This window comes from Brachybacterium hainanense (assembly GCF_042434575.1).
GTDB classification, from domain to species: domain Bacteria; phylum Actinomycetota; class Actinomycetes; order Actinomycetales; family Dermabacteraceae; genus Brachybacterium; species Brachybacterium hainanense.
The window spans coordinates 41583-67469 of sequence record NZ_JBHLSV010000006.1 but is presented as its reverse complement, the minus strand read 5'-3'; the positions used below and the strand labels follow the sequence as shown (position 1 = coordinate 67469).

At 72.1% G+C, this 25887-nt stretch carries 28 protein-coding genes; 8 read left to right on the top strand and 20 right to left on the bottom strand.

Annotation, left to right across the window (positions count from 1 at the left end):
- Positions 1-3: 3 nt before the first annotated feature.
- A complete protein-coding gene (locus ACFFF6_RS06935; RefSeq protein ID WP_376979449.1) occupies positions 4-450 on the top strand; it encodes a pyrimidine dimer DNA glycosylase/endonuclease V in 447 nt (148 codons plus the stop codon).
- A 76-nt stretch (positions 451-526) separates the two neighbouring features.
- On the opposite strand, the gene ACFFF6_RS06930 is transcribed toward ACFFF6_RS06935, so the two are convergent.
- Positions 527-1945: a hypothetical protein gene (locus ACFFF6_RS06930; RefSeq protein WP_376979447.1), complete on the bottom strand. Its 1419-nt coding sequence runs from the start codon at positions 1943-1945 to the stop codon at positions 527-529.
- Between the two features lie 90 nt (positions 1946-2035).
- Here ACFFF6_RS06930 and ACFFF6_RS06925 point away from each other — a divergent pair, with 90 nt between their 5' ends.
- Positions 2036-3754 (top strand): lipase family protein, encoded by a 1719-nt coding sequence (locus tag ACFFF6_RS06925; protein ID WP_376979446.1) that lies wholly within the window; start codon positions 2036-2038, stop codon positions 3752-3754.
- Positions 3751-4722 carry an aminoglycoside phosphotransferase family protein gene (locus ACFFF6_RS06920; RefSeq protein ID WP_376979445.1) on the top strand — a complete coding sequence of 324 codons (972 nt, stop codon included), beginning with the start codon at positions 3751-3753 and terminating at the stop codon, positions 4720-4722. The genes ACFFF6_RS06925 and ACFFF6_RS06920 overlap by 4 nt, the downstream gene beginning before the upstream one ends.
- Positions 4723-4780: 58 nt before the next feature.
- On the opposite strand, the gene gdhA is transcribed toward ACFFF6_RS06920, so the two are convergent.
- The 4 genes from gdhA to ACFFF6_RS06900 all read right to left on the bottom strand — a co-directional run bounded on the left by gdhA (position 4781) and on the right by ACFFF6_RS06900 (position 10126).
- On the bottom strand, positions 4781-6124 hold the full coding sequence (gene gdhA / locus ACFFF6_RS06915) for an NADP-specific glutamate dehydrogenase (RefSeq protein ID WP_376979444.1): 1344 nt from the start codon (positions 6122-6124) through the stop codon (positions 4781-4783).
- A 238-nt stretch (positions 6125-6362) separates the two neighbouring features.
- Positions 6363-6668: a hypothetical protein gene (locus tag ACFFF6_RS06910; protein WP_376979443.1), complete on the bottom strand. Its 306-nt coding sequence runs from the start codon at positions 6666-6668 to the stop codon at positions 6363-6365.
- A gap of 59 nt (positions 6669-6727) precedes the next feature.
- Positions 6728-9037: a 13E12 repeat family protein gene (locus ACFFF6_RS06905; RefSeq protein ID WP_376979442.1), complete on the bottom strand. Its 2310-nt coding sequence runs from the start codon at positions 9035-9037 to the stop codon at positions 6728-6730.
- 510 nt (positions 9038-9547) lie between these two features.
- Positions 9548-10126, bottom strand: coding sequence for a TetR/AcrR family transcriptional regulator (locus tag ACFFF6_RS06900; protein WP_376979441.1), 579 nt, complete (start codon positions 10124-10126; stop codon positions 9548-9550).
- A 35-nt stretch (positions 10127-10161) separates the two neighbouring features.
- On the opposite strand from ACFFF6_RS06900, the gene ACFFF6_RS06895 reads away from it, so the two are divergent.
- Complete coding sequence (locus tag ACFFF6_RS06895; protein ID WP_376979440.1) at positions 10162-10383, top strand: hypothetical protein; 222 nt, start codon at positions 10162-10164, stop codon at positions 10381-10383.
- Positions 10384-10398: 15 nt separating this feature from the next.
- Here the strand turns inward: ACFFF6_RS06895 and ACFFF6_RS06890 are convergent, their stop codons facing one another.
- The 10 genes from ACFFF6_RS06890 to ACFFF6_RS06845 form a co-directional block, all read right to left on the bottom strand.
- Complete coding sequence (locus tag ACFFF6_RS06890) at positions 10399-11265, bottom strand: CorA family divalent cation transporter (RefSeq protein WP_376979439.1); 867 nt, start codon at positions 11263-11265, stop codon at positions 10399-10401.
- A gap of 15 nt (positions 11266-11280) precedes the next feature.
- Positions 11281-11646: a serine/threonine protein phosphatase gene (locus ACFFF6_RS06885; protein ID WP_376979437.1), complete on the bottom strand. Its 366-nt coding sequence runs from the start codon at positions 11644-11646 to the stop codon at positions 11281-11283.
- A gap of 31 nt (positions 11647-11677) precedes the next feature.
- Positions 11678-12502 (bottom strand): ABC transporter permease, encoded by an 825-nt coding sequence (locus tag ACFFF6_RS06880; protein ID WP_376979435.1) that lies wholly within the window; start codon positions 12500-12502, stop codon positions 11678-11680.
- A complete protein-coding gene (locus ACFFF6_RS06875) occupies positions 12499-13275 on the bottom strand; it encodes an ABC transporter ATP-binding protein (protein ID WP_376979433.1) in 777 nt (258 codons plus the stop codon). The genes ACFFF6_RS06880 and ACFFF6_RS06875 overlap by 4 nt, the downstream gene beginning before the upstream one ends.
- Positions 13272-13631 carry a DUF1048 domain-containing protein gene (locus tag ACFFF6_RS06870; protein ID WP_376979431.1) on the bottom strand — a complete coding sequence of 120 codons (360 nt, stop codon included), beginning with the start codon at positions 13629-13631 and terminating at the stop codon, positions 13272-13274. The genes ACFFF6_RS06875 and ACFFF6_RS06870 overlap by 4 nt, the downstream gene beginning before the upstream one ends.
- The gene (locus tag ACFFF6_RS06865; RefSeq protein ID WP_376979429.1) at positions 13628-13975 is read right to left on the bottom strand and encodes a PadR family transcriptional regulator; all 348 of its coding nucleotides are present in this window, start codon (positions 13973-13975) and stop codon (positions 13628-13630) included. Before ACFFF6_RS06865 ends, ACFFF6_RS06870 begins: the two co-directional genes overlap by 4 nt.
- 166 nt (positions 13976-14141) lie before the next feature.
- Positions 14142-14339 carry a helix-turn-helix transcriptional regulator gene (locus tag ACFFF6_RS06860; RefSeq protein WP_376979427.1) on the bottom strand — a complete coding sequence of 66 codons (198 nt, stop codon included), beginning with the start codon at positions 14337-14339 and terminating at the stop codon, positions 14142-14144.
- A gap of 10 nt (positions 14340-14349) precedes the next feature.
- Positions 14350-14736 (bottom strand): hypothetical protein, encoded by a 387-nt coding sequence (locus ACFFF6_RS06855; protein ID WP_376979425.1) that lies wholly within the window; start codon positions 14734-14736, stop codon positions 14350-14352.
- 22 nt (positions 14737-14758) lie between these two features.
- Positions 14759-15511, bottom strand: a complete 753-nt coding sequence (locus tag ACFFF6_RS06850; protein WP_376979423.1) for a CPBP family intramembrane glutamic endopeptidase — start codon at positions 15509-15511, stop codon at positions 14759-14761.
- Between the two features lie 194 nt (positions 15512-15705).
- Positions 15706-16320, bottom strand: a complete 615-nt coding sequence (locus tag ACFFF6_RS06845) for a helix-turn-helix domain-containing protein (protein WP_376979421.1) — start codon at positions 16318-16320, stop codon at positions 15706-15708.
- Between the two features lie 65 nt (positions 16321-16385).
- Between ACFFF6_RS06845 and ACFFF6_RS06840 the strand changes: the two genes are divergently transcribed.
- On the top strand, positions 16386-17384 hold the full coding sequence (locus ACFFF6_RS06840) for an NAD(P)/FAD-dependent oxidoreductase (protein ID WP_376979419.1): 999 nt from the start codon (positions 16386-16388) through the stop codon (positions 17382-17384).
- A gap of 7 nt (positions 17385-17391) precedes the next feature.
- Here the strand turns inward: ACFFF6_RS06840 and ACFFF6_RS06835 are convergent, their stop codons facing one another.
- The 5 genes from ACFFF6_RS06835 to ACFFF6_RS06815 form a co-directional block, all read right to left on the bottom strand.
- Positions 17392-18132, bottom strand: a complete 741-nt coding sequence (locus ACFFF6_RS06835) for a glycerophosphodiester phosphodiesterase (protein ID WP_376979417.1) — start codon at positions 18130-18132, stop codon at positions 17392-17394.
- Complete coding sequence (locus ACFFF6_RS06830; protein WP_376979415.1) at positions 18125-18910, bottom strand: glycerophosphodiester phosphodiesterase; 786 nt, start codon at positions 18908-18910, stop codon at positions 18125-18127. Before ACFFF6_RS06830 ends, ACFFF6_RS06835 begins: the two co-directional genes overlap by 8 nt.
- Positions 18907-20310: an ABC transporter substrate-binding protein gene (locus ACFFF6_RS06825; protein ID WP_376979414.1), complete on the bottom strand. Its 1404-nt coding sequence runs from the start codon at positions 20308-20310 to the stop codon at positions 18907-18909. Before ACFFF6_RS06825 ends, ACFFF6_RS06830 begins: the two co-directional genes overlap by 4 nt.
- Before the next feature lie 65 nt (positions 20311-20375).
- On the bottom strand, positions 20376-21296 hold the full coding sequence (locus tag ACFFF6_RS06820; protein WP_376979412.1) for a carbohydrate ABC transporter permease: 921 nt from the start codon (positions 21294-21296) through the stop codon (positions 20376-20378).
- Positions 21293-22285, bottom strand: a complete 993-nt coding sequence (locus ACFFF6_RS06815; RefSeq protein ID WP_376979411.1) for a carbohydrate ABC transporter permease — start codon at positions 22283-22285, stop codon at positions 21293-21295. The genes ACFFF6_RS06820 and ACFFF6_RS06815 overlap by 4 nt, the downstream gene beginning before the upstream one ends.
- A gap of 364 nt (positions 22286-22649) precedes the next feature.
- Between ACFFF6_RS06815 and ACFFF6_RS06810 the strand changes: the two genes are divergently transcribed.
- The 3 genes from ACFFF6_RS06810 (at position 22650) to ACFFF6_RS06800 (ending at position 25877) form a co-directional block, all read left to right on the top strand.
- Positions 22650-23654: a LacI family DNA-binding transcriptional regulator gene (locus ACFFF6_RS06810; RefSeq protein ID WP_376979410.1), complete on the top strand. Its 1005-nt coding sequence runs from the start codon at positions 22650-22652 to the stop codon at positions 23652-23654.
- 267 nt (positions 23655-23921) lie between these two features.
- The gene (locus ACFFF6_RS06805; RefSeq protein WP_376979408.1) at positions 23922-24338 is read left to right on the top strand and encodes a DUF1801 domain-containing protein; all 417 of its coding nucleotides are present in this window, start codon (positions 23922-23924) and stop codon (positions 24336-24338) included.
- Between the two features lie 81 nt (positions 24339-24419).
- Positions 24420-25877, top strand: a complete 1458-nt coding sequence (locus ACFFF6_RS06800) for an MFS transporter (protein ID WP_376979406.1) — start codon at positions 24420-24422, stop codon at positions 25875-25877.
- The last annotated feature ends 10 nt before the right edge of the window (positions 25878-25887 follow it).

Sequence of the window (25887 nt, the reverse complement as noted above, 5' to 3'; positions counted from 1 at the left end):
CGCATGCGCCTGTGGAGCCTCGACCCTGCGATCCTCGACCGCGCCGCGCTCGTCGCGGGCTGGCGCGAGGCGCTGCTCGCGCAGAAGGTGCTGGCCGGGGGCACCCGCGGCTACCGGCATCATCCCCAGCTGCGCCGCTTCCAGGAGCAGGACGATCCGCTCGCATCGGTCGGCGCCTACCTCGTGGGGCTGCAGCGGGCGGCGACAGCCCGCGGGTACCGCTTCGACGCGACGCGGATCCTGCGCCCGGAGCACGCCGACGACGTCCCGAGGATCCCGGTCACCGCAGGGCAGCTCGCCTACGAGCGGGAGCATCTGCGCGCCAAGGTGAGCGTGCGCGAGCCGGGCTGGCTGCCGCGCCTGCCGGCGGACGGTGCGCCCGTCCCGGCTCATCCGCTGCTGGAGACCGTGCCCGGCCCCGTCGAGGACTGGGAGGTCGTGGCTCCCTGAACCCGGATGCGGCGCGGGGCAGGATCGCGCCGCATCACGAGCATCGATGCGGCGCGTCCTGCCCCTCGGCTGCGGGTCAGTGGTCGTGACCCTCGTGGTCGTGGCCCTCGTGGTCATGCTCCTCGGCGCCGCCGGCATCGGACGCGTGGTCGTGACCCTCGTGGTCATGCCCCTCGCCCTCCGCATGCTCCCCGGCGACGTCGTACTCCCCGGAGGCGGTCCCGGTGGTCACCTGGATCTCATGGGGGACGACGGGGAGGTCGAGCTCGCGGTAGATCTCGCCGCTGGCCACGTCGACCATGGACAGCTTCTTCGTCGCGGGGTCGACGACGAAGGCGGTGCCGTCGGCGACGGCGAGCATCGGCCCCGGGGTCTGCCACTCCTCCGGCTCCTCCCACGCGCCCATGACGGGGACCTCGTGGATGATGGCGCCGGTGTCGGGATCGATGATGTTCAGCTCGCCGTCAGCGGTGAGGACGAGCGCCTCCCCGGCGGGCCCGCGATCCAGGGAACGGAACCAGTAGGTCGAACCGAGCTCGACGGTCCGCATCGTGTCGGCCCGCGTGTCGATCAGCGCGATCGAGGTGGGGTGCTCGGTCCCGCCCGCGGGCTCGGCCTCGACCTTGTTGTCGGCCAGCACGACGGGCGATGCCTCGGAGCCCTTCTGGTTGCCGGAGCGCTGGTAGTCGCCGTCGACGGCGACCTTGTGGAAAGCGCCGTCGCGGTAGACGACCGGACCGTTCTCGCAGCCCAGCGTGACGACGTCCCCGGACTCGGTGGGCTGGGCGGCGGCCTCCCCGTGGACGCCCGGGCAGTCGTCGGTGCGGGCGATCTCGTTCCCCTCGGCGTCCTCGACGAGGACGGTCGTGCGGGAGTCGGCGGTGCCTTCCGTGCGGAGCATGCCGCCGTCCTCGAGGGGCACCGCGACCCCGTGGTGCGGGGCGTCGGAGGCGGTGGTCTGGACCTCGCCGAGCGTGCCCTCGGCGAGACCCGCCGGGTCGAAGGTCGTGATCTCGCCGGTGCCGTCAGCGAACAGAGAGGTCCGCGCGCCGTGGGGGACGATGTGTCCGGGCTCGGAGGCCTCGACCTGGAGGCCGGTGAGGGCGGGGTCGACGGTGAAGTAGTGGGAGTGGTCGCCGTGGGCCTGCGCGTACAGGCCGGTGTCGTAGATCCGGAAGCCGCCTGCCCCGGCGGTGACGACGTGGCGTCCGTCCCCGGCCGGGCCCAGACGCGTGTACCCCTCGAGCTCCGCGGAGCCGAGGACGGCGCCGTCTGCGGAGTCGATGGTGGTGATCCCGCCGTCGTGGGCGAGGGTGATCCGCGGCGTGAGCGCTCCGACCTCGACGGGCTCCGCCTTCTGCGTCGCATCGGCCGCCGTGGCGTCCCCGGCGCCGGCCTCGTCGGGGGCGGAGGTCCCGCCGCATGCGGCGAGGGCGAGGACGCCGAGCAGGGCGAGTGCCGACTTCTTCACGAGAATGGTTCTCATCGTATGCATGGAGAGAACCTAGCACAGCCTGAGAACCTTTCTCATCATCGGGAGGGGTCGTCTCACCAGGTAGCGTGAGCGGGTCGAGAGGAGGAGCCCATGCTCCCTGTGATCACCGCGATCGCGACGATCGCCCTGGGTCTGACCCTCCTCCTCGGAGGGTTCTCGACCGCGACCACGGTCATGCTCGGCGGGACGGGGCTCGTCCTGCTCGGAGCGCTCGTGCTGCTGGGCGTCGTGACCGTGCCGGGAGCATCCGGCCGCATCGGCATCCGGATCGGCGCCGGGCTCACGGTCCTCCTCGGCGGCGGGGCGGCCCTCCTGGGCCCCGGAATCGGCATACGTGTCCTCGTCGGGATCGTCGCCGCCGGGCTCCTGCTCCTCGGCGCCGATACGGCCCGACGTCGCTGGCGCGGCGGAACCCGGCTCCGCCGCGCCTCGGATCTGCTGCTCCTGGCGGCGTGCGGGATCCTCGGCCTGCTCGCGATCGACAGCTGGCCGGTTCTCGCGGTCGCCGCGGGCCGCCTGGTCATCGGCGCGGGGCTCGCGGTCCTGGGCCTGCTCGCGCTGCGGAGCAAGCGCACATCCCGGGAACAGCCGAACGCGGCCAGGGGACGGCTGCGCCTGACCGCGGCCTGCACGGCCCTGCTCTGCGCCGTCGGCCTCGCCGTCACCAGCACCGCGTTGCTGGGGGCCGGGCCGCGTCCCGCCCCCGACGCCTTCGCCGCCGCGCCCCAGGACGTCCCCGCCGAGCCCGGGCGGCTCCTGCGGGTCGAGCCGTTCACGACCGCGGTGCCCGCAGGAGCCGAGGCCTGGCGGATCCTGTACACGACCACGACGCAGGACGGCGCCCCGGCGCTCGCGACCGGCCTCGTCCTCGCTCCGGAGGACCGCGGCGCGCAGCCGCTGCCCCTGCTCAGCATCGCCCACGGAACGACGGGCGTCTCTTCCCGATGCGCCCCGTCGCTGAGCACCGCTCCCTTCGGCGACGGTGCCCAGGAGGCGCTGTTCGCGATGGTGACCGAGCACGGCTGGGCGGGAGTGCTCACCGACTACGTCGGCCTCGGCACCGCAGGACCCCACCCCTACCTGATCGGCCCGGCCGAGGGCCGCAGCGTGCTGGACGCCTCCCGCGCCGCCCGCGAGCTCACGCATCTCGACCTCAGCAGCACCACCGTCCTCTGGGGGCACTCGCAGGGAGGCCACGCCGCCCTCTGGGCAGGGCAGATCGCGCCGGAGTACGCCCCGGACCTGCAGATCGCCGGGATCGCCGCGCTCGCCCCCGCGACCGATCTGGAAGCGCTCGCGGAGGCGTCGAAGAACGACATGGGGGGCCGGACCATCGCCCCCTACATCGCGAGCTCCTGGGACGCCGTCCATCCGGAGCTCGGGCTGCGCGACCGGCTCACGCCGGGGACCGCCGGCGACGTCGACCGGATCGCTCAGCTGTGCTTCACCGATCACGATGCGATCGCGGCGCTGCTACGCGGCAGTCAGATCCCCGTGCAGGTCCTGCCCGATGCGCAGCTGCAGGGCCCGCTCGGCGACCTGCTGCGCGAGAACACGCCGACCGGCCCCTTCCCCGCCCCGGTCCTCGTCGCCCAGGGGGACGCGGACCCGCTCGTGCGGCCCCGCATGCAGGAGGACTGGGTCATGCGGCGCTGCGCCGACGGGATCCCGATCGACTACCGGGCCGTGCCCGGGCGCGGCCACGTCGAGCGGGTCGCCGCGGATTCCCCGATCAACGACCCGCTCGTCGCCTGGACGCTCGATCGGTGGGACGGTGACGCCGCGACGCCGACCTGCGGCGCCCGATGAGCACATCGGCCCAGGCGCTCGAGCAGGCCTGGCGCAGCGGCGTCCTGATCCCCGGCGCCGCCGCTCCCGGGGCGCAGGCGCGGGTCCGCATCGGCCGGCTCGGACGCGGGGAGTCCTTCGAGGCCTGGGAGATCCGGCCCGAGCACGGGCCCGCGCTGACCGTGCGCGTCCCATGGCGGGATCCGCAGCAGCAGGTCGCCGCGATGGCCCGCGAGCAGCAGATGCTGCGATACGTCCCCGCAGGGATCGGGCCGCGTGCGCTCGCCCTGCACGCGGAGGCCGCACGCAGTCCGATCGGCGCGCCGTGCCTGGTCACCACGCACGTCCCGGGTCGCGTCCTCGCCCCGAGGGACTGGTCCGAGGAGCATCTGCACACCCACGCGCGGCTGCTCGCCCGGCTGCATCGGGAGCCGCAGGCGGCGCCGCGCAGCCCATCCTGGTCCGAGGAGACGTCCTCCCTGTTCGCGGGCTGGTCTGCGCAGCTCGCCGCTGAGGACCCGCACGCTCTCGCGCCGGTCCTCACCCTCGCGCAGGAGATCTGCGCGCGGGCCGCGCCGATGATCGACGCCGCGCCCCGCCGGGCGCTGTGCCACGGAGACCTGTGCGCCACGAACATCGTGTGGGACGGCGAGCGCTGCGCCTACATCGACTTCGAGTGGGCCATGGTGGACGATCCCGCGCGGGACCTCGCGATCATCGGCGGGCGCGTGCACGGCGGCCCCTGGTACGTGCCGATGGACGAGGACCGCACCATCGGCTTCGTGCGCGAGCACCTGCGTGCGCTCGGCGGATCGGCGGAGGACGAGGACGGTCTGCGCGGGCGCATGCGGGCGTGGACCGCCTATGAGCGCAGCGCGATGCTCATGCATCTCGCGGAGCGAGCCGGGGAGAGCGCGTTCCATGCCGGGGTGCTGCCGGGCCTGCGGGATCGTCTGACGGCGGAGCTCGAGGGCGGCGGGGTGCGCTGATGAGCGGAGGGCCGCCGACCTCGTGGTCGGCGGCCCTCCGCCTGTGCTGGGGACTCGATCAGATGACGCCGAAGGCGCTCATCGCATCGGCGACCTTCTTGAAGCCGGCGACGTTCGCGCCGACGATGTAGTCGCCGGGGCGGCCGACCTCCTCCGCGGTCTGCAGGCACGTCGCGTGGATGTCGCGCATGATCTGCGTGAGGCGCTCCTCGGTGTGCTCGAAGCTCCAGGCATCGCGCGCGGCGTTCTGCTGCATCTCGAGCGCGGAGGTCGCGACGCCGCCGGCGTTCGCGGCCTTGCCGGGGCCGAAGGCGACGCCGGCCTCGCGGAACACGGAGGTCGCCTCGGGGGTCGCGGGCATGTTCGCGCCCTCGGAGACGGCCAGGACGCCGTTCTTGACGAGGGTGCGCGCCGCGTTCTCGTCGAGCTCGTTCTGGGTGGCGGAGGGCAGGGCCACCTGCACGGGGACGTCCCAGACGCTGCCGCCGGCGACGAAGGTCGCGGAGCCGCCGCGACGCTCGGCGTACTCGGCGATGCGACCGCGCTCGACCTCCTTGATCTGCTTGAGCAGGGCGAGGTCGATGCCGGCCTCGTCGACGACGTAGCCGCTCGAGTCGGAGGCGGTCACGGGGGTGCCGCCCAGCTGCTGGATCTTCTCGATCGCGTAGATCGCGACGTTGCCGGAGCCGGACACGGAGACCGTGCGGCCCTCGAGGCCGGAGCCGCGGGCCTTCAGCATCTCATCGGCGAAGATCGTGGCGCCGTAGCCGGTGGCCTCGGTGCGGACGAGCGAGCCGCCCCAGGTCAGGCCCTTGCCGGTGAGGACGCCCGCCTCGTAGCGGTTGGTCAGGCGCTTGTACTGGCCGAACAGGTAGCCGATCTCGCGGCCGCCCACACCGATGTCGCCCGCGGGGACGTCGGTGTACTCGCCGATGTGGCGGTGCAGCTCGGTCATGAAGGACTGGCAGAAGCGCATGACCTCGCCGTCGCTGCGGCCGTGCGGATCGAAGTCGGAGCCGCCCTTGCCGCCCCCGATGGGCAGACCGGTCAGGGAGTTCTTGAAGATCTGCTCGAAGCCGAGGAACTTCACGATGCCGAGGTTGACGCTCGGGTGGAAGCGCAGACCGCCCTTGTACGGGCCGAGGGCGGAGTTGTACTCGACGCGGAAGCCGCGGTTGACCTGGACGTTGCCCTGGTCGTCGACCCACGGGACGCGGAAGATGATCTGACGCTCCGGCTCGCACAGGCGGGACAGGATGCTCAGGTCGGCGTACTCGCTGCCTGCCTCCTCGAGGACCTCGAGCGAGTCGAAGACCTCGCGCACGGCCTGGTGGAACTCAGGCTCTCCCTGGTTGCGGCGGAGCACCTGGTCGTAGGTGTCCTTGAGGGTCGATGCGGACATATGACGCCCTTTCTGTATGCGGTACCTCTGCACGGTAGCGGGGCGTCCGTCTTTCGGGACAGGAGAGCCCACCATGTGGTCGCCAGGGCGCGCAGGAGCGTGCGCGCACGCATCGGCGCGGCACCGCTCCCCGAGCGTCTCACACAGCGGGCCGCGGCGCGAAACAGCGGTCAGCGGCGCACAGGGCCCCGAGGGCAGGGACGGCACGCAGAGGGGGCCGCTCCCGTCCCCCGCGGGCCTACACGTGGACGACGAGGTACAGCGCGACGACCACGAAGACCGCGAGCACACCGAGCACGAGACCGGCGGTCGCGAGCCCGGCGCCCGCGGCCAGACCCCGGCTCTCGCGCCCGAGCCCCCAGGCGCCGAGGCCGATCGCGAGCAGGGCCAGCGGGATCGTGATCAGGTCGCCGATCACCGGGACCACGGCGCACAGGTTCGCGAGGACGCCCACGGCGAGCGCCTCCCGCCCGATCCGCGCCGAGCGCGCCTCCGCCGCGCGTCGGTCGCGATCGGCGGCGCGGCCGCGGGGCGAGGTCCTCATCGCGAGCTCTCCTCCCTCGGGCGCGAACGGGCGTGACGCTGTCCGATGGTACGGCTGCGTCACGGGCACGACCGCTCCCCCTCGCCGGAGGCAGGCCGGGGCGGGTGGTGGCGCGGTGCGCGGATGTCGATGCTGAACCCCCAGGGGTTCGTCCAGCGGACGGAGGTGCCGGCCTCGCTGGTGGGGTCGCCCTGCACGGTCGTGACCCAGCCCCCGGCTTCCTTGGTGTAGTTCGCGGCGGCGTCGAGGCCCTGGGCGTTGTCGAGGATGGAGGGACCGCCGTCGGCCGAGCGACGGATGTGGTCGACCTGGTTCGCGCTCGCGTTGGAGTAGGGGGCGGCGCTGATGGCCTGGCGGGTGAGCGCCAGCTCCCGCAGCGAGACGGGGAACGCCCGGGAGCTCGACTCGACCGCCTGGATCTGCCCCGACGCGGGGTAGGTGAACAGGCGACGCAGCTCCGCGGTCGCGACCGCCTCGACGGCCCGCTGCTGGGCCTCACGCTCCGATGCGGGCCCCGGGAAACGAGGGTCCTCGCCCATGAGGACGTCGCGGATTCCGTGGGCGGGCAGGGTCCCGTACCCGGACAGGGAGGCGAGCTCGGTCCGCTCGTCGGGACAGAGGAGGGCGGAGTCGGTCGCGATGACGTGGACCATGACCCGGGGCCCGTGCGCGCGTCGCCGCAGCGGGCGGAGCCGGGGCTGCGGCCCTGTGGGGTCGGGGCCGCTCGCGGAGCAGAGGGCCCCGAACTTCCCGGGTGGAGCGGCGGTGTGGATCGCACGGACCGCGGCGAGCGCTGCCTGCGCCTGCACCGCCTCAATACCCCGGTCGCCGCACCCCTGGGCCGACGTGGCGCCCCGAGCGACCTGGGCGAGGTGGGCGAGGACCTCGGCGAGCCGATCCCGGACGGGCCCGGTGACCTCCGGCGGGATCGCGAGGAGGCGCACGGCCTCCGCGGGAGCCCTGGCCGAGGGCTCGCGGTGGAGGCCGTGTTTCTGCACCTGCTCCTCGGGCTCTTCGAGGAACTCTTCGCCCTCCTGCCCGTGACACCCGAGCTGGAGGTCGCGGGCACGCTCCTCGCGCATGATGATCCGAGGGGGCGGGGGCACGAGGCCAGGACGGACGTCCACGACGGGTGGCGCGTCCGCGACGGGTCGCACGTCGGAGATGCCGGACCCCGGCCGACGAGCGGTGGTGATGCCGTAGCCGGTGGGGATCACCGGCCGAAGGGTGATCCCGTCCTGGTCGACGAGACCGCGCATGGCGGCCTGGACGAAGGTGTCGTCGTCCTCGGACGGCTGATAGCAGGCGAGGTCGCAGAACGTGTTCACGGCCTCGACCAGGGCGTCCGCTCGTGCCGCACCCATCGGGATCCGGGCCCCGGCCGCGCGTGCGGACTCTGCGGCGGCCTGGACGACCTGATGGATCTGTGCGCCCTGGTAGGCGGGGAGGACGGCGGTGAGGCGCGCCATCCCGTCCTTCATCGGCGTCAGCTTCACGTACCGGTCGCGGACGGCGCGGAGGGCCCGGTCGATGGCGACGGATCGCGGCGTGCTCTGCGCGATGACCTCGCGCACACGCACCTTCACACGGATGCTGCCTGCACCCTCAATGCTCGCGTAGTCGTCCTCCGCGAGGATCCGGTCCACCCTCTCGCACACCTCCGCGGCCTCCGCGCCCAGGCTGCTCGCGATCGCGGCGGCGCTGACCTCGGGGAGCCGACCGGTCCGCTTGGCCTCGCGAAGCCGCGGCAGGTGCCGTGCCATCCTCCGCGCGGCGGCGAGATCCCGGCTGGTCTTCTCCCGCGAGGTCCTCCGCGCGAGCGCGATGTCCGCGACGACGGGGTGGTCGGCAGACCGGTCGTTCCCGGGTCGCTCGCTGTCCGCGTCGAGCCGCTGCGCGCGGGCTGCGCGGATCCTCGACTCCGCCTCGAGCATGACCTGGTCCTCGAGGGCGCCGAGCATGACACGGGTCCGCCCCAGGGCCGCGAGGAGGCCCAGCGCCTGCTCCGGCGTGTCCGCGGGCGCGTCCAGAACGCTCGTCGCGGCCCCGGGCGGCTGGAGGATCGAGGCCTTGAACGCCTCCGCCAGCTCGACCAGGACTCCCAGCACGGGCTTCGAGGATCCGAGCACGCTCGAGACCGCGTCGAGGCGAGCCCGCAGCTCCCGTACCGCGAGCGGCTCCTGCCCGGCACGTACTGCGGTGGACGCCTCCGCCCCCATCCCCCAGCCATCCCCGCTGCCGTCTCCGCGGCTGTCTCTGGAGGTGTCGCCAGGAGCACCCTCGCCCCGTGCGGGCCCCGTGGGCGCGTCAGCTCCGGCGGAGGCCTCCTCGCCACCGCCGGTCCACTGCTCATCCCCGACGAAATCCATACCCCAAGAATACCCCCAGAACACCCGAACAACCAGACCCCTCAGGATATCCATGCCGATATGTGGACAACGTGCACATGGGGAGGACAAGCGCCTCGAGAACAGGGCGCAATATGTCCGCCAAGACACGACGATCACGCCCCTCCCCTACGAGATCCGCCCCTCCCTGTGGATATGTGGAGGACTCCCCTCGCATGTCAGACCCTCGTGATAGCGCCGCGACCTCGCATTCTCGCGCTCGCAGCCGGCACGGAAGGGGGGCTCCCCTCCATCATCGCAACGCACGAGGAAGGGGCCGAAAGGGGACCCGAGAGAAGAGGCCGGAAAAGGGGTCGGGGAAGGGGACAGTGATGGGCGCCGCTAGCGCAGCGGGGATCCATCCGCGACCATCCGGGAATCACCCCGTCGCCACCCGGGAATCTCCCGACGACCACCCGGGGGTGCCGCCGATCCCCCGCCCCCTCTGCGCAGCATCGGAACCACGGATCGCAGGCCGAGCCGCTCTTCCGCTCAGTCCGCCGGCGGGCGGTTCCGGCGCGACGCGGGGACGAGCCGGTCGATCGCCTCGCGCGCGAGGCCCGGACCGGGCGGCTCCTGATGCAGAGCCCGGTGGATGCTGAGCCCTTCGTTCATCGCATCGAGCATGGCCGCGGTGCGCTCGTCGGCCACATGCGCGAGGGTCGCGCGGGTCCGTGCCATCCACCTGCTCGTGATGTCCCTGTACTCGGGACGGCGGGCGGCGAGCGTGTACAGCTCGAGGGAGATCACCAGGTCGCGCTGGGTGCCGAACACATCCTCGTCGATGTTCGCGGCGAAGGCGTCCATCGCCTCCTCCGGGGTGCGGGCCGCGGCCATGCGGCGCTCCGCACGGGCCGCGCCCTCGTCGGCGAAGCGGGTGAACGCCTCGCGCAGCAGCTCGTCCATCCCCGCGAAGTGGTAGGTCATCGAGCCCAGCGGGACATCGGCCGCGGCCGCGACCCGGCGGTGCGAGGTGCCCGCGACCCCGCGTTCGGCGATGACGTCGAGGCAGGCGTCGATGATGCGGCCTCGGCGATCGGGGTCGTGGCGTCGGGTCCGGGGAGTGCTCACCCTGCGAGGGTAGCGGGATCCCGTATCCTCACCGCATGCCGGCACCCCAGGGCTTCGACTACACCGTCCGCGGCGACGAGGTCGTGATCACGCATCATGGCCGGCCCGCAGGGACTCTGCGGGGGCGGCGGGCGGCCGACTTCCTCGAGGACGTCGAGGACGGCGATCCCCAGGAGATCATGGCCCGGATGACGGGGAACTATCGGCGCGGGAACGAGCGGACGGCCCGGCATCATCCCCGCAACCAGCACCGCTGATCCCCTGCGTCGCGGTCACGAGGAACGGGTCAGGCGCCGGACCAGGAGGAGCGTCAGCAGCGTGAGCAGGCCCGGCCCCACGACCCCGAGGCCGAGGAACGCCCAGGTGCCGCCGATCCGCTCCGTCAGCCAGCCGAAGTTCATGCCGAAGAAGCCGGTCGCGAGCGTCAGCGGCAGGAAGATCGTCGCGACGAGGGTGAGACGCTCGGAGACGATCGTGTCCTGCTCCGCCAGCACGTCCCCGAGCATCGCGTACAGCCGGGCGACGAGCGCGCGGTTCGCGTCGAAGACCGTCGCCGCGCGCCGCAGCAGGCGCCGATGCGGCGCCCCGAGGGACTGCGCGAGCTCCTCGTCCGGGGCGAGGAGAGCCGCCTGGGCCGCCTGGATCTGCTCGAGGTGGAACAGATGGGCGCGCATGCGGCCCATGGTGCGGCGCTCGGGCGAGGAGGTGTAGCCCGCCGTGCCCTCCTGGAGCACGCGGCATTCGTCGTCGAGCTGGTCCAGCGCCTGCTCGCCGCGGCGGGCGACCGCGAGGGTCACCGCGACCAGGGCGGACATCGCGTCCTCGTGCTCGAGGCCGAGCGGCGCGCGGATCTGGTCGACCGCCTCCGCCGGACCGACGACCAGGAGGCCTGCTGGTCGGGCGAACAGCTGCAGGCCCTGAACCCTCTGATCCGGGCCGAGCACGAACAGGGCGAGGTCGATCTGCTCGCCGAGCACGGCGGCGCTCGGCCGCCGGGGCGCCGAGGGGTGGCGGGGCAGCTCGAGAGCCAGCAGCGCCGCGGCGGCGACGGCCTGCGGGTCCTCGAGCGATGCGGCGAGGACGCACAGCGGCCCGTCCACGGGCTGCTGCACGTCCTCGCTCCGTTCGGCGATCAGCATCGGTGTCCGCCTCGTTCAGCGGGGCAGGGGCTGCAGCCGGTCGGTCGGCAAGGACAGGCGGAGGGTGGCGGTGAGGTCGACCGTCTTCGCCACGTGGATCGAGCCTCCGTCGAGGGTGGGGGCGACGGTGACGGCCTCGCGCGTGACCTCCTGGATGCGGACGCGCACCGACTCCTCGCCGGGGGTCGTGAGCAGCCAGTCCTCGGCGAGCATGCGCAGGCCGATGGCGTCCAGCACGGCCTCCGCCTCGTCGAGGTCCATCGGCTCTCCGCGTCGCTCGCGCAGCAGGTCGTAGGGGATGAACTGGTCGTCCTCGGTGATCTCGAGGTAGCCGACGTGCTCGCCGTCGTCGCTGCGCAGGTGATCGAAGATCGTGGTCATGTCCCGACGGTACCGCCCTGTCTCCATCGGATCAGCGGACGCCGCGCCGCTGCACGAGGGCCGCACCGCTCCAGGCGAGGACCAGCAGGCCGAGCATCCAGGCGAGCGCGATCCAGACGTCCGTGCCCGGGTCCTGCCGGGTGAGGAGGGCGCGGATCGCATCGACGATCGCGGTGACCGGCTGGTGCTGCGCGAACCAGGCGACGGGGCCGGGCATCGTGTCGGTGGGCACGAAGGCGGAGCTGATGAAGGGCAGGAAGATGAGCGGGTAGCTGAAGGCGCTCGCACCCTCGACGCTGCCCGCCGTGAGGCCGGCGATGACCGCGACCCAGGTCAGGGCCAGGGTGAAAAGGGCGAGGATCCCGGTCACGGCGAGCCAGGCGCCGATCCCCGCGCCGCTGCGGAAGCCCATCAGCAGGGCGACCGCGACGACGACTCCGACGGAGACGAGGTTCGCGAGGACCGAGGTGACCACGTGCGCCCACAGCACGGAGGAGCGGGCGATCGGCAGGGACCGCAGACGTTCGAAGACCCCGCCCTGCTTGTCGGTGAACAGGCGGTAGGAGGTGTAGGCGATGCCGGAGGCGATCGTGATGAGCAGGATCCCCGGCAGCATGTAGGCGAGGTAGGAGCCCTCGGCGCCGGTGCGGATCGCCCCGCCCAGCACGTACACGAACAGGAGCATCATCGCGATCGGCGTGATCGCCGTGGTGATGATGGTGTCGGGGCTGCGCAGGATGTGGCGCAGGGAGCGGCCGGTGAGCACCGCGGTGTCGACGACAGGGCGGGAGGTGGGGGCGGAGGCGTGGGAGATGGGGGCGGAGGCATGGGAGGTGGCGTGGGCTGCGGCGGTCATCGGACCGGTTCTCCGATCAGGGTGAGGAACACGTCCTCGAGGGTGGGCTGCTTGGCGACCATCTCGACCTGGGCGGCGGGCAGCAGGGCCTGCAGCTCGGCGAGGGTGCCCTCGTGCAGGATCCGGCCCTCGTGCAGGATCGCGATGCGGTCGGCGAGCTGCTCGGCCTCGTCGAGGTACTGCGTGGTGAGCAGGACGGTCGTGCCGCCCGCGACGAGCTCGCGGATGCACGCCCAGACCTCGATCCGCGACTGGGGGTCCAGGCCCGTGGTCGGCTCGTCGAGGATGATGACGGCCGGGTCCCCCACGAGGCTCATGGCGATGTCGAGGCGTCGTCGCATGCCGCCGGACCAGGTGCCGACGCGACGGCGGCCGGCATCGGCGAGCGAGAAGCGGGCGAGCATCGCATCGGCCACGTCCCCCGGGCGGGGCAGGTGGCGCAGCCGCGCCATGAGCACGAGGTTCTCGCGGCCCGTGAGGACGTCGTCGACCGCGGTGAACTGACCGGTCAGGCTCAGCGTCTCGCGGACCTCACGACCCTGGGAGACCACGTCGTGGCCGCCGACCTGAGCGGTTCCGGCATCGGGGGCGAGGAGGGTCGCGAGGATGCGCACGAGCGTGGTCTTGCCGGCCCCGTTGGAGCCGAGCAGGGCGAGCACGGTCCCGGGAGCGACATCGAGGTCGACGCCCCGCAGGACCTCGAGGTCGCCGAAGGACCTGGCGATGCCCCGGACCCGGACCGCGGGCGGGGCGAGGACGGGTGCGGCGCTCATGACCCGGCCGCCCCGTCGATGTCGCGGACCAGGCGGGCGCGCTCCTTGTCGATCCATTCCTTGCCGCCGTAGGAGCGGGCGAAGTCCTCCGCGAAGGCGACCGGGTCCTCCCCGACGACGTCGCGGATGCTCAGGCCGTCCAGCGCGGCACGCTCCCAGAGGTCGACCTGGTCGGTGACCATGCGGGTGAGGGTCTCGCCGTCGGTCTGGCCGCTGTAGTACATGAGGTACCGGTTCACGGCCTTCGCAGCGGTCCGGAACGCGGGCGGGAGCGCCTCGATGCGGGCCATGTCCTGCTTGTACTGCTTCTTCTGCTCGAGCGAGCCGGTGATCGCTTCGATCCACTTGGCGGTCATGACGGGTTCCTTTCATCGGTGGGGGTGGTGCGCAGCTGGGAGAGGGCGCGGGAGAGGAAGTCCCAGTCCTCCCAGAACTCGGCGAGGCGAGCGGTCCCGCTGGGGCCCAGGGTGAAGACCTTGCGGGGCGGGCCCTTCTGGGAGGGGACCTTCTCCACGTCGACGAGCCCCTTCTGCTCGATCCGCACGAGGAGGGCGTAGATCGTCCCCTCGGCGAGCTCCGTGAAGCCCTGTTCGCGCAGGCGGGCGGTGATCTCGTAGCCGTAGGCGGGCCGCTGGGCGAGGATCGCGAGCACGATCCCCTCGAGGGTCCCCTTGAGCATCTCGGTCATCTGGCTGGGCATGCGGCGGGCCTCCTCTCTGCACTCGGTGCTGATGTACTTGGCGTTGCTGACTACCGCTATACGGTAACGCTGAGTACCACTACTGCGCAAGAGTGAGTAGCAAGAGATCTTCGGGCGGCACGACGAAGGGCCCCGGCATCAGCCGGGGCCCTGACGGAGGCACAGGTCAAGCGTCCTCGGGGGTGAAGATCTCCTCGATCCGCGCCTCGAAGACGGCGGCGAGCTTGAAGGCGAGCGGGAGGGAGGGGTCGTACCGCCCGTTCTCGATCGCGATCACGGTCTGGCGGGAGACGCCGAGCTGAGCGCCGAGCTCCGCCTGCGACCATCGCCTCTCCGTGCGGCGGGCCTTGATGTCGTTGCGCATGACCCCTCCCTCAGCGGTACCGCAGAGCGGAGACGAGGGAGCCGACGAGCCAGCCCGCCATCATGATGAGGAAGGAGACCATCCCGTTCAGGTGCGGACCACCGAAGGATTCGAGCAGGCCGATGACCAGCAGGATCGGCACGCCGATCGCGAAGCCGACGACGAAGGACTCCCCCAGCTTCCGCTGGGCGAACTCATCCGCCTCGCGGTAGTAGACGATGAGGGCCCAGACGATGATCGCGACCCCCGGGAGGGTCAGGAGCATCGGCTGCCAGTCGCCGATGCCGCGGCTGCGCAGGATCAGCCCGACCGTGAGGCCCATGGCGTACAGACCCATGCCGAGGCCGAAGCGGGACCCGTAGCGGGCGCCGGGGGTGAGGGGACGACGGGTGTTCATGGGGATCACCTTCCAGGAGCGATCAGGACAGGGAGAGGGCGAGGGTGGGCAGACCCAGGAACAGGAGGTCCAGCCCCCAGTGCCCGAGGACCAGCGGGGCGATGCGCTTCATCCACAGCATGAGCGCGCCCAGGATCAGCCCCGCGAAGAGGGTGGTGAGGACCTTGGCGGCGACATCGGCCGGAGAGGTGAGGGCGAAGCCGATGTGCTGGAGCCCGAAGACGAGAGCCACCAGGACGAGCGCGAGCGGGGCGCCGATGCGGCCGGCGAGCCGGGGCTGGGCGTAGCCGCGGTAGACGGCCTCCTCTGCCGCGGCGATCGTGAGCGGCGCGACGAGCACGGCGAGGAGACCCGCCCACAGCGGGACCTCCGGCAGGGCGGTCGGCATCGGCGGGGCGCCGCCGTAGACGATCAGGTTCGCCGCGACGTTCGAGGCGAGGAAGCCGATCAGCAGGATGACCAGCATGAGGGCTCCCCAGGCGAGGTCGATCCAGCGCCAGGGGCGGAGCAGGTCGAGGAGGCTGCGGCCCTCCGCGCGCATCGCGAGGGCGACGACGGCGAGGGCCGCCAGATCGACCACGACGACCAGCGCGTTGGCCAGGAGCAGGGACCGGTTCGCCGCGAGGAGGCCGAGCCCCAGCAGGAGGATCAGCACCGGACGGACGGCCAGGACGGCGGCGAGACGGAGGGCGGGGACGGGAGCGGATGCAGAGGACGTAGGGGACGCCGCCGACCGATGCGCGGCGCTGTCGGGGTGTCGGGTCGTTGCTGCCATGCCACGAATGTAAGGGGTGCTTGACATCGAGGTCAAGGGTTCTTGACAAAATGAGTCAAGGTTCTTTGACAGAGAGGAATCGCCGGAGATCGACCGCCCCTCCGCCCGGACCGCGGACCGCATCCCACCGCCTCTGTCCGTCGCCATGGCAGAACGCACCGCACGAGGCCGGCACTGCCCGTCGTCGATGCAGATCAGCCCGGTCGTGCCTCGTCCCCGGGCAGCCCTCGCGGCCGCGCACGCAGATGCGCCTTCTCCCCCTGCGGGCCGAAGAGGCTCAGCACCTCGACGCTGCGCCCGTCCGCGGCGCCGAACCAATGCGGGGTGCGGCAGTCGAACTCGGCGGCCTCGCCGGGACCGAGGGTCAGATCGTGCTCCCCCAGGATCACGCGCAGGTGGCCGCTGAGCACGTAGAACCACTCGTAGCCGTCGTGGACGCGCAGGCCCTCGGGCCCGGGCGGCGCGGCCGGCTCGAAGATCATCTTCAGCGCCTGAATGCCGCCGGGACGCCGGGTCAGCGGCACCACGGTCATCCCCTCCCGGCGGACCGGGCGCAGGTGGATCCGCGGATCCCCCGTCACCGGGGCGTCGACCAGCTCGTCGAGGCTCACCCCGTAGACTGTCGCGAGAGGCATCAGCAGCTCGAGGCTGGGGCGGCGGCCGCCGGACTCGAGGCGGGAGAGGGTGCTCACGGAGATCCCGGTGGCGGCCGAGACCTCGCGCAGCGTCGCATCGCGGCGCAGGCGCAGGGCGCGCAGGTGCGGACCGAGGGCGGCGAGCTGATCGGAGGTGCCGGAGAGCGAGGACATGCCCGTAGTTTGCCATAACCGCAATGATGCTTGCCAAGGGAGGGGAGGCCTCGCAGACTCGGGACATGCCGATCCCCGAGAAGAGCACGGAGAGCACCATGTCCGACAACGAATCCCCCGCCGAGCTGCTGCACGACGCCCTGGTGATCGGCGGCGGTGCCGCCGGCCTCGCCGGCGCCCTCATGCTGGCCCGCTCGCGCCGCAGCGTCCTCGTCCTGGACGGCGGCTCGCCGCGCAACACCCCCTCCGCCGGGGTCCATGCCCTCCTGGGCCTGGACGGCGTGGCCCCCGCTGAGCTGCTGGCCCGCGGCCGCGAGGACGTGGCCCGCTACGGCGGGCAGGTGCGGCAGGACCCGGTCGCGCAGGCGCAGCGCGAGGAGGACGGCACGTTCACGGTGCGGACCGCCTCCGGCGCCGTGCATCGGGCCCGGCGCCTGCTTCTGGCGACCGGCCTCGTCGACGAGCTGCCGCCCGTCGACGGGCTCGCCGAGCGCTTCGGCCGGGACGTCGTCCACTGCCCCTACTGCCACGGCTACGAGGTGCGCGACCAGGCGATCCTCGTGCTCGCGACCTCGCCGATGGCGGTCCACAGCGCTCTGCTGTTCCGTCAGCTCAGCGAGGACGTCACCGTCCTCGAGGACGGGGTGGAGCTGCCCGCGGAGGGCCGGGCCCTGCTCGCCGCCCGCGGCGTGCGCCTCCGCTCCGGCCATGCCGTCCGCCTCCGCACCGCCGCGGATGCGATCACCGGCCTCGAGCTCGAAGACGGCGAGGTCGTCCCGGCGACCGCGATCGCGGTGCAGACCCGGCTCGCCGCCCGCCCGGAGCTGGCCCAGCAGATCCTTCCCGGGCTGGGCCTCTCCCTCACGGAGCACCCCTCCGGGATGGGCGTGCAGCTCGAGGCCGATCCGATGACCGGCGCGACCGCCGTCCCCGGCGTGTGGGCCGCGGGGAACCTCACCAGCCCCATGGCGCAGGTCGCCCCGGCGAGCGCCGCCGGAGGCATGGCCGGAGCGCAGATCAACGCGGACCTGGCCCTCGCGGAGGCGCGCGCGGCGCTCGGGTAGGGGCCGCTCAGAGCCCCCGGGCGTCGAGCTCGCGGGCCACCCAGGCCGGGTCGTCGGTCGTGATGGTGTCCGCCCCGCAGGCCAGCGCCACGTCCAGCTGAGGCGCCTCGTTCACGGTCCACGGGTTCAGCTCGAGGCCCGCCTCATGGACGGCCCGCGCCGCGTGCAGGGACAGCCCCTGCACCCACGGTCCGATGCCGACGGCGCCCAGCTCCGCCGCGCGCGCGAGGGCCGCCTCGTCGATCACGTCGACGAGGTAGGAGACGGGAGTGTCCGGGCGCTCGCGACGGATGTCCGCGGCGGCCGCGGCATGGAAGGTGATGACGGTCGAGGCCCTCCCGGGCGCGTCGCCGGGCAGGGACTCGAGCTGCGCGGCGACCGCGGCGGCGGCCGCAGCGGCCTTGACCTCGATGAACAGCGGCACCGTGGTCTCCTCGAGCAGCTGGTCGAGGAAGGGCACGGGCTCGCCGTCGCCGTCCGCGCCCAGCAGCACGGTCTCCAGCTCCGCACGGGTGAGATCCGCGATCGCTCCCGTGCGCAGCGGGGAGGCGACGTGGGCGGTCCGGTCGATCGTCTCGTCGTGCATGATCACGACGTGCCCGTCGCGGCTCAGGTGCACATCGCATTCGAGAAGCTGGGCGCCGTCCGCGACCGCCCGCCGGAAGGAGGCGAGCGTGTTCTCGGGCGCGAGCGCGGCGGCGCCGCGGTGACCGACGATGCGGGGGCGGGCGGCGGGGATCTCAGACATCGGTGCTCCTGCTCGGAAGGGATCGCTGCTCCATGCCGAGCAGCTCGAGCGCCCAGGCCGGATCGTCCACGGTGATCGTGTCACAGCCCAGCTCCAGAGCCCGGTCGAGCTCGACCTCCGAGCGGGCGGTCCACAGGTTCAGCTGCACGCCGAGCGCACGGCAGCGCTCGACATCGGCCGCACGGGCATCGGCGATCCGGAGGCCGATCTGCGCGACGCCCAGCTCCTCCGCCTGCGTCAGCAGCTCCGGGGTCGCGACGGTGCTGGTCAGCAGCAGGGGCACCTCCGGCAGGAGGCCCCGCACCGTGCGCAGCGCCTCCGCGTCGAAGGAGATCACCCAGGCGGGCGAGGTCTCCGGGTCCGCGAGCTCCGCGGGGGCGAAGCGCTCCCGCAGGATCCTCGCGACGACCGCCGCGGCGGCCGGGGCCTTCACCTCCACGAGCAGCGGCACCCGGGTGCCGTCCGCGCGCACCGCCGCGTCGAGGACCTGCGCGAGGGTGGGGATGTGCTCGCCCTCGCCCACGAGGACCGTGTCCAGGGCCGCGCGGGTCAGGGAGGCGACGGCGCCCGTGCGCAGGGGCGAGTCCGCCTGCGCGGTCCGGTCGATGGTCGCGTCGTGGATGACCACGTCGTGCCCGTCGGCGCTCAGGTGCACATCGCATTCGAGCAGCGGCGCGCCGTCGATCACGCCTCGGCGGAAGGAGGCGACCGTGTTCTCGGGCACGACCGCGGCCGCACCGCGGTGCCCCACGACGCGGGGCAGGGTCGCGGCGCTCACTTCCAGCCCTCGAACTGCACGGACTCGTAGTCCTCGCGGTTCTTGTCGAGAGACTCCTGCAGCTGCGGGGCGAGGGCGTCGAGGGCGTCCTTCGCCGGCGTGTTGTCGCCGTAGACCTTCGCCTGGGCGGCGCCGATCTGGGTGACGGAGGCCTGGGTCCAGTTCGTGTAGTCGGCGGTGCGGGCGTTGTCGAGCTGGGCGAGCGCGACGCCGTAGTTCGGGTTCGCGGCGACGAGATCCTTCACGGTCGACGTCTCCGCGGCGGCCTGCACGATCGGCACGTAGCCGGTCGCGGCGTGCCAGGCGGCGGACTGCTCCGGGCCGGCGAGGAAGCGGAAGAACTCCGCGGCGGCGTCCTGGCGGTCCTTCGACTCGCTGCGGACCAGGGACAGGCCCGAGCCGCCGGTGGGGACGGCCTTCTCCTGCCCCTCCTTGGCGAGCATGAAGGCGGTGCCGACCTCGAAGACGCCCTCGGTGTCCTTCGTGAGACCGGTCAGGCTGGCCGTGGACCCGCGCATGCCGGCGCTGATGCCGGAGGTGAAGTCGGTGCCCGCAGCCTGCGCCAGGTAGCCGTACTTGTCCTCGTGGATGAAGCGGCGCTGCCATTCGAGCCACTCGACGCCGGCCTCGTCGTTGATCGTCACCTGGAAGTCGGTGTTCGAGTTCGCCCCGCCGAAGCCCCAGATGTCTGCCTGCGCGAACCAGGCGTCGTCGGAGCCGAAGGCCATCGCCGCCAGGGGCCGGCCGTCGACCTGGATCTTCGCGAGCTCCGCGCCGAAGGCGGAGAGGTCCTCCCAGGTGGAGGGGCCCTCCTCGGGCAGGCCCGCCTCGAGGTAGCGGGTCTTGTTGAAGTAGAACAGCGGTGTCGAGCGGGCGAAGGGGACCACGAAGGTCTCCCCGGCCGCCTTGCCCTCGGCGACGTAGTTCTGCAGGTAGACGTCCAGGTTCCAGCTGTCGTCGAAGTAGCCGTCCAGCGGTGCGAGGGCGCCGGAGAAGTAGAACTGGAGCCACTGCATCTCGGGGAAGCAGACGATGTCCGGAACCGCGCGGGCCTGCAGGGAGGCGGTGAACTTCTGGTTGAGGTCCGCGTAGCCGCCCACCGACTCGGCGACGACGACGATCTCCTCCTGGGACTCGTTGAACTCGGTGATCAGCGCGGAGAGCGCCTCGAAGGGGCCGGCGGTCCAGGGCGCCCAGAACAGCACGGCGGTGCGGCCCTCGTAGCCCTTCGGGATCTTGAGATCGGCCTGGGAGAAGCCGTCGCGGACGGGGCTGTCGGCGTCTCCGCCGCCGCCGGGGGCACCGCAGGCGGCGAGGCCGGCGGCGGTCGCGCCGAGGCCGAGTCCGGCGAGGAGGCGACGGCGGGTGAGCTGCGTGAAGGTCGAGGACGTCGAAGGCATGGGGGTATCTCCGTTTCGGGCGTGCGGGAAGGTCCGGGAAGGTCGAGGACGGTGAAGCGGGGAGCTCACTTCAGGGCGCCGGCGGCGAGGCCGCCGATGATGCGCTTCTGGGCGAGGAAGAAGAGGATCAGCATCGGCAGGGAGACGAACACGGCGCCGGCCATGATGGCGCCCCAGTTCGACATGCCCTCCTGCTGGCGCAGGAACTGCAGGCCGATGGGGAGGGTGCGCATCTCCGCGGTGCTCGTGACGATGAGCGGCCACACGTACTCGTTCCACTTGCCCACCATGACGATGAGCGTGCAGGTGAGGATCATCGGGCTCGAGAGGGGGACGACGATCGTGAGCATGCGGCGGATGTGCCCGGCACCGTCGATCTCCGCGGCCTGCAGGATGTCCTTGTCGATCGTGCGCATGTACTGGAAGAGCAGGAACATGGCGAAGGCGCTCGCGATGCCGGGCAGGATGATGCCCTGGTAGGTGTTCAGCCAGCCCAGGTTCGCGACCGTCATGTAGTTGACGATGAGGGTCACGTGCCCGGGGAGCATGAGCGAGGCGACGATCAGGCCGAAGAAGATCTTCTTGTACCGGAAGTTCACGAACACGAAGGCGTAGGCGCACAGGATCGCGAGGGTGACCTCGAGGGCTGTCCCGACGACCGTGGTGATGATCGAGTTCACGAAGAACCGGCCGAAGGGCGCCGAGTTCCAGGCCTCGACGAAGTTGTCGAAGGTCAGGGAGGTCGGGATCCACTGCAGCGGCCAGGAGTAGATGTCCGGGCGGGGCTTGAGGGAGGAGGAGAAGAGCCAGTAGACCGGGACGGCGAACAGCAGGATCGTCGCGATCACGCCGAGCATCAGCAGAGCCGTCTTCCACAGGGGCCGGCGGGGACCGCGGGGGCGGCGGGAGCGGACGGCCTCGCGGGGCGCGGCCGGCGGAGCGGCCGGAGCCTCCGCGGGGCTCGAGGGCGCGGTCAGGGTGCTCATGCGTAGCTCACCTTCTTGTCGCCGGCGCGGACCTGCATCCACGTGACCACCAGCAGGATGATCAGGAGGATGGTCGCGGCGGAGGAGGCCGCGCCGATGTCGAAGTTCTTGAAGGCCTCCTCGTAGACCATCCAGCTGAGCGTCGAGGAGGAGGTGCCGGGCCCGCCGTTCGTCATGATCGAGATGATGTCGAAGGCCTGCGCGGCGGAGATGATCCCGGTGATCGACAGGAAGAAGGTGATCGGGCTCAGCAGCGGGAGCGTCATGTGCCGGAAGAGCTGCCAGCCGTGGGCGCCGTCGAGGGCGGCGGCCTCGTACAGGTCCTTCGGCAGGTCGAGGATCGCGGTGTAGCAGATGACGGTGACGAAGCCGAGCCTCTGCCAGGTGTAGGCGATCGTGATCGCGGCCAGCGACCAGTCCGAGGTCGTGGTCCAGTCCGGGGAGGCGAGGCCGATCTGCGAGAACAGCCAGCGCGAGAGGCCGTAGTTGGGGTCGAACATGAACAGCCACAGGGTGCCGACGGCGGCGCCGGGCAGCATGTGCGGGGCGAAGGCCATCGTCTGCGCGAAGCCCGTCAGCGGGACCTTCGTCGCCATCAGGCTCCCCAGCAGGAGCCCGCCGGCGATCGAGACGACCACGCTGGCCCCGGAGAAGATCAGGGTGTTCAGCAGGACCTCCCCGAAACCGGGGTCGGTCAGCAGCTCGAGGTAGTTGGACAGGCCCACGAACTCGGGGACGGGTGCGACGAAGTCCCAGTCGAAGAAGCTGAGGCCGATGTTGTACAGCGCCGGATAGTAGGAGAACACGAGGATCGCCAGGAAGTTCGGCGCGATCAGCGCGAAGAAGAGGATCGCGTCGCGGCGCACCCGGCGCCGGCGCTGCGGGGAGCGGCGCCGGTCCTCTCGGGTCGGGACGTGCCGGGCCGGAGCCGCTGCGGCGGCCGTGGCCGTGGGAGCGCTCCCAGCATGGGGCGTGGTCGAAGGGGACACGCTTCTCGCCTCCTCAGGATCGGGAGCCGCCCGGCGGGCGGCCCGCCCCTACGGTAGGGGCGGAATCCAGCTCTGACCAGGCGTGCCACCGCGGGATGAACGGGGCGGGAACAACGAGCAACGGTGCTGGTGGGAGCGCTCCCAGCCTGGTTGGCTCGACATGCTACGGCCCCGGATCATGCCCTGTCCACAGATCCGTCGCCGCCTGCTCAGGAGGACGTCATGATCTGTTCATCGGCGCAGGCCCGTCGGGCGCGCACGGGGCAGGGCCACGGAACCTCCGGTTCATGTGCTCGTCACCCGGGCGAGGTCGTGCGCGAATCTGGTTATGCTTCCCGCACCGACGACGCGAAGGGGCCGCCGCATGCGCGAGGACCGTGTGCCCACCATGGAGGACGTCGCCCGGGCCGCGGGCCTGTCCCGCTCGACGGTCTCCCGGGTGTTCCAGGACGGCGGGAACGTCTCCCCGAAGGCGCAGATCGCGGTGCGCGAGGCCGCGGCGGCCCTCGGCTACGTGCCGAACCTCGTCGCCTCCGGCCTCGCCGGCGGAAGCCACCGGCAGCTGGGCCTGCTGATCCGCGACGCGACGAATCCCGCCTACGGGCACCTCCACGCGGAGATGCAGCGGGCCGCGACCCGCTCGGGCCGCACCCTCGTCTCCGTGACCGCCTTCCGCCACGAGTACGGCACCGCAGAGGTCGAGGGGCTGCGGCGCCTCGCGGGCCTGCGGGTGGGCGGCATGTTCGTGGGCACCGGCGTGACCAGCGCCGAGGACCTCCGCGCCGCCGGGACCGGGGTGCCGATGATGGTCCTGGGCCGCCCCAACACGGACCCGCTGCTCGAGTCGGTCAGCTACGACGAGCGGGCCCACGGACGGCTCGTGGCGGAGGAGGCGATGGCCCGCGGACACCGGCGCCTCGGGGTGCTCACCGCGCCCGTGCTGTACTCGCGCGTCTTCGACCTGCGCGCCCGGGCCGTGCGGGAACGGGCCGCGGAGCTGGGCGCCGTCGCCGTGCCGCTGGACCTGCTGCCGGTGGCCGAAGGGGTTGCCCGGGCCCTCGACGCCGCCGAGGAGCAGGGGCTGACCTGCATCGTCTGCCCGGTCGACTACGTGGCGCTCGATCTGCTGCGGGCGGCCGCGGCGCGCGGGACCGAGGTGGGGAGGGCGGTGAGCGTCGTCAGCTTCGACGGGCTCGCCGACGGGCTGGACCTCATCGGCCTCGCGACCGTGCGCCTGCCGGTCGCGGCCGTCGCCGCCGACGCGATGGCCCGCATGGACGAGATCCTCCGCACCCGCGAACCGCTGCCGGTGCGCCATGCGCTGCACGCGGGCGTGTTCGTGGACGGCCGGACCCTCGGGAGGGCATGAGCAGACCCGCAGGCTGCGCGATGCGCGTGCTGGTGGACGGGTCCAGCGCCTGCGGGTCCGGGCAGCTCGGTGGTATTCGCTGCGCGTCCGTCGATCCTCGATGGGTCGATGGTCGCCTCAGCGGCGAGCCACCTCACGCGTCCGATGGGAAATCATTCCTCGGATCACCTCCTCTCTGTGTGAGCACCACGCTAGGACCGCAGCCGCGGGGGTCGCAAGGGAATTACCGGGCTGACTCCGGGCAGGGCCGGGCGGTAGATTCCCTCCATGGCCTACGAGGTGACGACGCACCCCACCGATGTGGATCCCGCGCAGTTCTGCGCGGAGCTGCCGACGGCCCGGCGACGGGACGAGGGCGCGCGTCTGCTCGCCCTGTTCGGGGAAGTCACCGGGACCGAGGCCATCATGTGGGGGCCGAGCATGATCGGCTACGGCTCCTTCGCGTACGCGACCGAGGCCGGCGCCCGCGGCACGTGGTTCGTCGTGGGCTTCAGCCCCCGGAAGGCCTCGATCTCCCTGTACGGGCTGCAGAGCCCGCCCGGGGCATCGGACCTGCTCGCACGCCTGGGGAAGCATCGCCTGGGCGTCGGCTGCGTCTACGTGAACGGGCTGCGCGACATCGACGAGCAGGTCCTTCGGGAGCTCGTCGCGCTCGCCTGGAGCACCGACCCGACGGGCTGCTGAGCCCTCCCTCGCGATCAGCGGACAGCATCTGTCCGCACCTCGCGACAGACTGGCCCCCTCCGACCCGAATCCGAGGCCGCCGTGAAATCCTTCCACCACATCCTCGTCAACACCCTTCTCGCGAACGTCACCACGAGCTTCCTGTGGTTCGCGCTCACCTTCTGGATCTACCTCGAGACGCGCTCCGTGCTGGCCACGGGCATCATCGGTGGCTCCTACATGGCCCTGGTCGCCCTCTGCTCGCTGGGATTCGGCGTCGTCGTCGACCACATGCGCAAGAAGAACGTGATGCTGCTCAGCTCGGTGGTCACCTTCGGCGCCTATCTCCTGGCCGGGGGGATCTGGCTCGCGCTCCCCCACGACTCCCTCCTGCGCGTGGACTCCCCCGCCTTCTGGCTGTTCATCCTCGTGATCCTCGCCGGCAGCGTGGTGGAGAACATGCGCAACATCGCCCTGTCCACCACGGTGACCCTGCTGGTCCCCGAGGGCGAACGGGACAAGGCCAACGGCCTGGTCGGCGCCGTGCAGGGCATCGCCTTCATGGTCACGTCCGTGTTCTCGGGCCTCGCGATCGGGCTGCTGGGGATGGGCCCCACCCTGCTCATCGCGATCCTCGCGACCGGTGCGGCACTCGCGCACCTGACCACGGTACGGATCCCCGAGGCGCGGGTCGCCGCCGCCACGGAGCAGGTCCCCGGCTCCGACGGGGACCCGGTCCCGGCCCGGTCCTCGCTGCTCGGGACGCTGCGCGGCCGGGTGGATCTGGCCGGATCGATCGCCGTGATCCGGGGCGTCCCGGGGCTCGCCGCGCTCATCCTGTTCACCTGCTTCAACAACCTCGTCGGCGGCGTGTACATGGCGCTCATGGACCCCTACGGGCTCGAGCTGCTCAGCCCCGAGGCCTGGGGCATCGTCCTCGGGGTGACCAGCACGGGCTTCATCATCGGCGGCGCGATCATCTCCAGGACGGGCCTGGGCCGGAATCCGGTGCGCACGCTGCTCCTGGTGAACGTGGGCGTCGCCGTCGTGGGCGGGACCTTCGCGATCCGCGAGTCCTGGATCCTGTTCGCCGTGGGCATCCTCGTGTTCATGACGATGATCCCGGCCGCCGAGGCCGCCGAGCAGACGATCCTCCAGCGCGTCGTCCCCTTCTCGCGCCAGGGCCGCGTGTTCGGCTTCGCGCAGAGCGTCGAGACGGCGGCGACGCCGGTCTCCGCCTTCCTCGTCGCACCTCTCGCGGAGTTCTGGGTGATCCCGTGGATGCGCGAGGGCTCCGGGCAGGAGACGCTCGGCTGGCTCGTGGGCACGGGCGACGCCCGCGGCATCGCCCTCATGTTCATGGGCGGTTCCGTCGTGATGCTCGCGGTGATCGCCCTCGCCTTCGCCTCCCCGCAGTACCGGCGCCTGTCCGCGCACTACGCGCACTCGAGCCAGGACATCGCCGGCGGGGCGGAGACCGCGGGGGAGGGAGCCGATGCGAGCCTCGTCGAGCGTTCCGCGCGGTCCTCGGGGCCCCTCCCGCCGCCGGATGCCGCCTGAGCGCCCAGGC